The following is a 7,544-nucleotide window of genomic DNA, read 5'->3' as shown; positions in this document are numbered from 1 at the left end:
GCTGGGATTCGCGGCCCGGTGAATGAGGGCATGGAAACCATGTGGTATCGCGTCCAGCCACTTGCTTGAAAGGCGCTGATCACGCCGATCCACCTCTCAAAGAAAGCTTCGGGTTCGATATAAACCACTACGGGCACCACTCCTTGAGCCTGCTTCATCTTGTTCAGCTGTTCTATGAGCCCCCGCACCCGCTTGTCGGGGCCATCGAGGCAACCTCGACCATTAAACTCAACGTCCCCATCACCTCGGAGCAGAACTATGGGCGAGTTTTTTGGCAGCAGGTCCGATGATCCAGCGGGATAGAGCCTGAGCGGTATTTCACACTCGGGTTTTGGATAGATTAAACCAAAAAGCCACACTCCCAGAGCTACCAGCGACACTGTAGGAGCCAGCAACGCGAGCATCGGCATGAACAGACGGATCTCCCCAGGCTCGAAATGGATGCATCGACGTGTCCTCATCAATAGGATGAGACGCCCAAGCGCTGCGTAACCTTGGGGTCATCCAACTTCTGCGGGGTTGCTTCTCTATTCCCGTTGCTTCACGCCGCTGTGTGAAGAAAACTGCCCTCCCCCCCAAAATGACCGATCTGTTCACCCACCCTCTCTGCAACGCCGAAGACCTCGGCAAGGCGATCCCTGACCACGACCTCGGCGTGTCCGTGTGCCTGCCGCTGTGGGAGCATGTGATCGGCTATGAAGAGGGCGACCAGCGGATCGTTTCCCAGTTCAAATCCGGCTACCCCCGCTTCTGCTGCCCCCCGGCCATCTCCCGCCTGTTTGCCGCAGCCGAAAAGGAATTCGCCGCCGCAGGCGAGCGCTGCCTCGTCTTTCCACGCCTCGTGCACGCGGAGCGCTGCACAAAGTTCATCGGCACCGGTCGTGCGGTCGAATGGACGGCGCACAACCTCGGCGTTGCCGTGTTCCCAGCAGACAGCTACGTGCAGGCCCGCAAGTTCTGGCGCTTCTGCGGCGAATGCGTGAGCACCCGCCAGGCCTGCGATGCCCTGGGCGAGCACAAGAGCACCGCGACCACCGAAGAAGGCAAGGCCGCCAACCGCACCATCCGCGAGCGCATCGCGCAGCTTGCCGGTCAGCAGCCCGAAGACGTCTTTCTCTTTCCCTCCGGCATGGCGGCCAACTTTGCGGTGCATCGCATGCTCACGCAGCTCTTTCCCGGCCGCAAAACCGTGCAGCTCGACTTCCCCTATGTGGATGTGCTGAAGCTCCAGCAGTTCTTTGGCACCGGCGTGCATTTCATGCCTCTCATCAAGGACAGCGAATACGACGATCTGCGCACCTTGCTGCAAAGCGAGCCAATCGCGGGCATCTTCTGCGAAGCTCCGAGCAACCCCCTGCTCCGCTGCGTCGATTTCGAACGCCTTCTCGCGATCCGTGCAGCCGCACAACCCGGCGTCCCAATCATCATCGACGACACCATCTCCACCGTCGCGCATGTCAATGCACACCGCGTGGCCGATGTCGTCACCACCAGCCTCACCAAGAGCTTCTCAGGCGTCGGCGATGTCCTCGCTGGCAGCGTCGTGCTCAATCGCAACTCCCCGCATCACGCGGCCTTCTCCGCCTTCCTCACCGCCCATGCCGATCACGAACTCTGGCGCGGCGATGCCGTGGCCCTGGAACTCAACAGCCGCGATTTCTCACAACGCGCCGCCAAGATGAGCCACAACGCCCAGGCTCTCACCGAGCATCTGCGCACGCACCCGAAGGTCGACCGCGTCTGGCACGCCAGCAGCGAAGGCGGACGTGGATACGAATTCATCCGCCGCGACAACGGCGGCTACGGCTGCCTGTTCTCCTTCACGCTCAAGAATCCCGAGCAGACCAGCCCCAAGGTCTTCGACGCCCTGCGCGTCTCCAAAGGCCCCAGCCTCGGCACCAACTTCACCCTCGCCTGCCCTTACACCCTCCTCGCGCACTACGAAGAACTCGACTGGGCCGAAAGCTGCGGCGTCAGCCGCTGGCTCATCCGCGTGTCCGCTGGACTCGAAGACACCGCAGATTTGATCGCGCGGTTTGACGAAGCTCTAGCGGCGGCGTGAGCGCCAAAGGTACGTCAGGAAGTGCCCCAGCCCGCTGAATTTGAACTGCGGATCCACCCAGCGCTCGATCACATAGAACGCAAAGTAATACGCCCGGCAGAATCCCCACACTCACAGCGCCAGCAGCAACGCCGTGCGCCAGCTCCAGTTCTCCATGAGCAGGATGCCCGCAGACATGAGCCCAATGACAAGAAACAGCCAGCCTTTGAGCCACATCGCCTTCGTGGATTGTAAATCTCTCATGGCTGATTCTTCGGCGGCAGCAGCGCATCTTTGATCCGTATGGCCTTCTCGATAACCTTCTGCGCCTTTTCGACCTTTGTCGGTGGTGGTGGTTGCGAAGCCGCTGGCTCTGGCACCGCAGGCTTTTTCGGCCACGCAAAATAAAGAACCACGGACAGCAGACTCAGCGCCAGCGTCGTATGCAGGCAGCTGCGAATGAGATACCGTGTCTCCTCAGGCAGCTTTCTCTGTCGTCGCGGCCCGGCGAACTTCGAACAGCGGCAAAGCCAGAGCACGCCGTAAACGATGTTCTCCACCACATAGAACAGCAGCTGCACAAGCCGGATCACCAGCTCCAAAACTGCTTGAGCCAAGGCAGAGAAAATGTCGCCCACCGCGTCCATGGAGCGGAACCATAAGCCGAGGTGCAGCCGATGTCGAACAGCTACTTCTTCTCCAGCCTCACATAATCCAGCCCGACCATGTAGCCCGGCACGGCGTCAGGGTGCTTGCCGGTGATCGTGAAGGTAAGCTGGTGCTTCCCGGCGCTGAGCTCATGCGTGCCCCAGTCGAGTTCATCGCTGTGAATGACCTTGGGGCCGTTGTAGCCGTCCCAAGCCGTGGCCACCGGTTTGTCATCGAGTGACACGTCGATGATGCCGTAGTCCTTCGCCAAGGTGAGCGCGGCCTTGAGCTGATACTTCCCCTTCTCTGCCACCGGCAGCGCCAGCGTGAGCTTCTGCCCCGGCTTGCCTCCCGTCCACCAGAGCTGCGAAGCCCCGCTCCACTCGCCGCCAAAGCCCCCCATGCCTTGCGGCTTCGCATTGCCACCCCCCTTGTTCAAAACCTTGAGCCCCTCGCCTTCGATCGCTCCGGGGATGGTAGTCCCGGCTTTAGCCGGTCCGGAGGCTCCGCTCTGCAGATACTTCACCAAATCAATCACCTGATCCGGCTTCAGCGCATCAAACAATCCCTCCGGCATCGTGCTCAGCTTTGACACCTCACGCTTCGCAATGTCCGGCTGCGGCAGCGTAAACTCCACCCCGCCCATCATCGCGATCCTCACCGCCGCAGGACTTTCCTCCTTGATCACACCGCTCATCACGCGCCCATCTTTCATGGTGAAAAGATTGAGCTGATACGCCTTCCCAATCACCGCATTCGGATCCAGCACATTTTCCAGCAGGTAGTTCAAGTCAGCGCGATTGCTGCCCGTGATGTCCGGGCCCACGTTCTGCCCTTGGCCAAACAGCTTGTGGCACTGCCCGCAGGTCATCGTGAAAAGCATCTTCCCCTTCGCGATGTCACCCTTCGCCACAGCCGCAGGCGTGAGCAGTTCACGATACTTCTTCGTCCGCTCGGCCAGATCGGCCTAGGAAAGGCGAAAGCGCCGTGGCAGGCACCGTCTTGGCCTCCACGGCCTTGAGCAGCTCCTTGGAGCCTTCCTTGGTGGAGGCGAGCGTGTTCACCGCATCGGGCAACACATCAGGAGCCAAGTCTTTCAGCAGCGCAGCCACCACTGCAGGTGTCTTAGGGTCCTTCAGCACAGCCAGAGCCTGCAAACTCTCGCGCTGCGCACTCGGGGAAACCATGGGTTTCCAGCCCAGCATTTCCTGCAGCCTCCCAGCGGTTGGAGCGTCTTTGCGCAGAATGAGAATCTTGAGCGCATTGCCGCGTTCAGCCGCTTTGTCTGCCGTCAGCAGGCCACGTAGGTTGTCCAATGCAGCAGGAATGCCCATCAGGCCTTCGAGTTCCGCCAGGGTCTGCTGGCGGGGATACGCATCTTTCGAAGCCGAAGTTTCCAGCAACTTGGTGCGCAAAGCAGCCCAGCCTTCGGGCTGAACGATGACATTGCCAGCCAGCCCTGCACTAAGCACTGTCTTGACGAGCACATCCCGTTGCCCGGCATCTGTAGTTTGAGCCGCCAGTTTCAACAAGCCTGTACGCCCCGCCTCTTCGGCGGCCATGCGGCGGTAGATGAACTCCGTCACCTTCGGCAGCTTCGACACCCGCGCGAGCTCCAGCCCCACCTTCGGATCAGCGCCGACAAGCGGCTCAATGCCATACCAGATCAGCAGCGGAATCATGGGATCGTCCTTGTCTTCACCGTGGGAGAGGAGGGCGGTGGCGATGTTTTCTCGCTGCGCAACGGGGAGGTGTTGGAGGAAAGAAGCATATTCACGGCGTACGACAGGAGATAATTCGGTGCGCGCGAGTTTTGGAATCGATGTTGCCAGTTCTTGATTGAGCGTTCCAAAAAACTCGGTGGCCCTGTGTGCAATTGAATCGTCCACAGCTCGATTGGCCCATATCTCTTCCGTAATTGAACGCACTGCCCACTTCCTCACGTGCTCATTTTTGTCTGTAATCGGAATCATGTTATCTGGGTGGAAAATTCCCAAGGAGAGAAGGCCCAGCTGCGCTTTCACTTGGCTAACAGAGCTTACAGGATTTTGAAATTCCCGGAGGAGATCCGTAATGCCTTGTCGAAGATCCTTTCCTGTCCGGTGTTGTTCCATCAGTACCCTCCTTGCCATCCGCGAGAACCACTCGTTCGCCGTCTGTACCGCGAGCATCGCGAGTGCTTCATCACTTTCTTTCGCGAGGTCGAAGGGACGAAGGCGCTCCATGCCATACGAGATCCGATAAATCCGCCCATTGCTCCGGTCCCAGTTCTCCACCGCATTGCTGCCACGATGGCAGATCTGCTCATCGCTCCAGTCGCTCACATACAGCGCGCCATCAGGCCCCACCTTCTGCGTCACGGGGATGAAGTGCATGTCGTTCGCGCGCATGAAGTCACTGCCATGCTTGCCCACATACGTGCTAGCATGCGGATCCGTGTAGTTCGTCACCAGCCGATGCCCATGCAGGTTCCCAAAGATGAGCTGATTGCGATACGTCGGCGGGAAAAGGCGGCTCTGATAAATCGCCAGACCGCAGTGCGCATGCCCACCACCGAGCGCATTCGTGTCGTCATTCACGATGCCGGCGCCCGTGGTCTTGTCGAAGGCGACATCAGGACGCGCACTGCCCGCGTAATGCGCATGGTCCGCAATCGTCTTGATATCCTCATACGTGTACGGATTGAAGTGCTGCCCCGCCTGCCGCTGGTAACGACCGCCTGGCACAATGTGGTAGAGGTGCGGGATGACGCAGGCGGTGACGAAGAACTCGCCATGCTGGTCGTAGTCCAGTCCCCAGGGATTGCTGGTGCCTTCGGCGAAGATTTCAAACTCATGCCGCACCGGGTGGTAGCGCCAGATGCCGGCATTGATGGGTTTGCGCTGATCATCCGGTGCCCCGACCTTGCCCACCTTGCTGTGCGTGAAAACGCCATGGCAGCCATACAGCCAGCCGTCCGGGCCCCAGATGAAGCTGTTCAGCGTCTCATGGGTGTCCTGGCTGCCCCAGCCATCGAGCAGGGCGTAGGCGGTGAAGTTGAGGCCGGGAACCTGCGGCTGAAGCAGGTGATCAATCTGTTCGCTCGTGATCGGATTGTTACTCGGTCCTCGCTGACCGCTGATCACATGCGTGGTATCAGGTATGGGGTCAGCACGATCATCCTTGTCTGCATCTGGAATAAACATCAAATACGGTGCTGCCCCCACCCACACGCCACCAAAGCCCAGCTCAATACCGCTCACAAGGTTCAGCCCTTCGCAAAAAATCTTCTTCGTCTCAAAGACGCCATCGCCATCCTTGTCTTCAAGAATCTTGATGCGGTCCTGCCCTGCACCCACTTCACGCGGTTTCGGGTAGCTGTTTCCTTCCACCACCCAGATACGACCGCGCTCATCAAACGTGAAGGCGATCGGCTGCACGAGGTCGGGCTCTGCGGCAATGAGCTCCGCTTTGAAGCCACCCGGAAGCTGCAGCGCTTTCAGCGCATCCTGCGCGGACTGCCCTTTGGCGTAGTCCTTCTGCGGCATCAGCGCAGGCCCATACATCTTCTTCGGCGTCAGATCCGCCGTGCTGTCCTTGCGTTCCTGCGTGAGGATGAAGACGCCGGCTTTGTTTCCCACCACGATGTCCGGCAGCTTGTCTCCGTTCACATCACCCACCTGCACATCCACGCCTACGCCGCTTTCGGCATCCACGAGATGTGGCACGAAATCCACGCCGCCTTTGCCGTCGCGCTTGGTCTGATACCAGTAAATGACACGATGCCCGCGTTCGTCGGGATCGTGCCCGTTGTGCGCCCAGTAGCGCTTGCCGGTGACGATGTCCTTGATGCCATCGCCATCCATGTCCGCCAGATACGCCGCATGCGGCTGGGAGAAGACGATGCCGTAGTCGTTATCCTGCGGCTGCTCGCTGGCCAGCATGATGCGCTGCCACATGGGCTTGTCTGGCGCGGGCTTGTTCTGCAAATACACCGCCACGCCATAGCGATGCGCAGACAGGCTGGTGAACACATCGTTCGTCCCGTTCCCGTCAAAATCATACGCAAACATCTGCGCCCCGCCGCCGATCCCCGCCGCGAAGTTGTGCTGTGCCCAAGGAGCCGGACTTGCCAAGTCCGGGCTGGTGTTGGCAGCCCCCTGATTCTCCCACCACCGCCGCGCCTCCAGCAGATCCATCTTGCCATCCCCATTCACATCACCCACGCCCAGCCCGTGGGTGAACTTCGCCACCTTCACATCCTCCGTCACCGCCACAAAGGGCCATTTTTCCGTCGGCTTTTCCCAGTTCGGCGCGAACCACCCAAACCTGCCTCCCGTGCTGCACACGATCTCCGGCTTCCCATCCCCCGTGATGTCCGTGAATACCGGCGACTCATTGTCCACCACATCCGCCACGATGTGCATGGGCCACGGCTTGTCATCATGCGTGCCGGGATTCAGATAGAGCCGCGCCTCTTTGCCCGGAAAGCCGAGGATCAGGATGTCGTTCTTCTGGTCGGCATTGAAGTCCTGCACATAGGCGAAGAAATTGTCCGAGTAGCCGTTGATGCTGAAAATCTTCGGCTCGTAGTACGCGTGCTTTTTCTCAAAGGCCGGCCCCTCCCACCAGAACGGCCCAGCCACCACGTCAGGTTTGCCGTCGCCATTGATGTCACCAATGGCCGCGCCTTCGGAATAGAAGTCGCCATGAAGCTGCTGACGTTTCCAGGTGATCTGGGTGGCGGCGTGAACGGTCGTGGCCGCGGCGAAAGCGAGAAAGAGCAAGCGTTTCATGGTTGGAGGACACAAACGCTATCAGAAATCGGTGCCAGCAGACAAGTTTTATGAGGAATCGGCCATCCAGGGGGCGATGT

Annotated in this window: 6 protein-coding genes; 1 reads left to right on the top strand and 5 read right to left on the bottom strand. The window is 59.7% G+C overall.

What is annotated here, in order from left to right; genetic code table 11:
- Positions 1-410: hypothetical protein (locus ACILSL_RS19660; protein WP_395733764.1), on the bottom strand; the 410-nt coding region annotated here is incomplete at its 3' end.
- 170 nt (positions 411-580) lie between these two features.
- Here ACILSL_RS19660 and ACILSL_RS19655 point away from each other — a divergent pair.
- The gene (locus tag ACILSL_RS19655; RefSeq protein ID WP_395733763.1) at positions 581-2,062 is read left to right on the top strand and encodes a PLP-dependent transferase; all 1,482 of its coding nucleotides are present in this window, start codon (positions 581-583) and stop codon (positions 2,060-2,062) included.
- Between the two features lie 111 nt (positions 2,063-2,173).
- Here ACILSL_RS19655 and ACILSL_RS19650 read toward each other — a convergent pair whose 3' ends face one another.
- From ACILSL_RS19650 to ACILSL_RS19635, 4 genes are all read right to left on the bottom strand, one after another.
- A complete protein-coding gene (locus ACILSL_RS19650) occupies positions 2,174-2,305 on the bottom strand; it encodes a hypothetical protein (RefSeq protein WP_395733762.1) in 132 nt (43 codons plus the stop codon).
- Positions 2,302-2,622, bottom strand: a complete 321-nt coding sequence (locus tag ACILSL_RS19645; protein ID WP_395733761.1) for a hypothetical protein — start codon at positions 2,620-2,622, stop codon at positions 2,302-2,304. The genes ACILSL_RS19650 and ACILSL_RS19645 overlap by 4 nt, the downstream gene beginning before the upstream one ends.
- 107 nt (positions 2,623-2,729) lie before the next feature.
- A complete protein-coding gene (locus ACILSL_RS19640; protein WP_395733760.1) occupies positions 2,730-3,602 on the bottom strand; it encodes a c-type cytochrome in 873 nt (290 codons plus the stop codon).
- Positions 3,603-3,621: 19 nt separating this feature from the next.
- Positions 3,622-7,464, bottom strand: a complete 3,843-nt coding sequence (locus ACILSL_RS19635; RefSeq protein WP_395733759.1) for a PVC-type heme-binding CxxCH protein — start codon at positions 7,462-7,464, stop codon at positions 3,622-3,624.
- Positions 7,465-7,544: the final 80 nt, after the last annotated feature.

Origin of the sequence: Prosthecobacter sp. (assembly GCF_044222345.1) — a bacterium.
Classification (GTDB): domain Bacteria; phylum Verrucomicrobiota; class Verrucomicrobiia; order Verrucomicrobiales; family Verrucomicrobiaceae; genus Prosthecobacter.
The sequence above is the reverse complement of the archived record's forward strand: the minus strand, read 5'-3'. Positions and strand labels throughout refer to the sequence as shown.

What these genes read in the sequence shown, in the direction of transcription:
- ACILSL_RS19655 (WP_395733763.1), top strand. Translation starts at nt 581, where the DNA reads ATGACCGATCTGTTCACCCACCCTCTCTGCAACGCCGAAGACCTCGGC.
- ACILSL_RS19650 (WP_395733762.1), bottom strand. Translation starts at nt 2,305, where the DNA reads ATGAGAGATTTACAATCCACGAAGGCGATGTGGCTCAAAGGCTGGCTG.
- ACILSL_RS19635 (WP_395733759.1), bottom strand. Translation starts at nt 7,464, where the DNA reads ATGAAACGCTTGCTCTTTCTCGCTTTCGCCGCGGCCACGACCGTTCAC.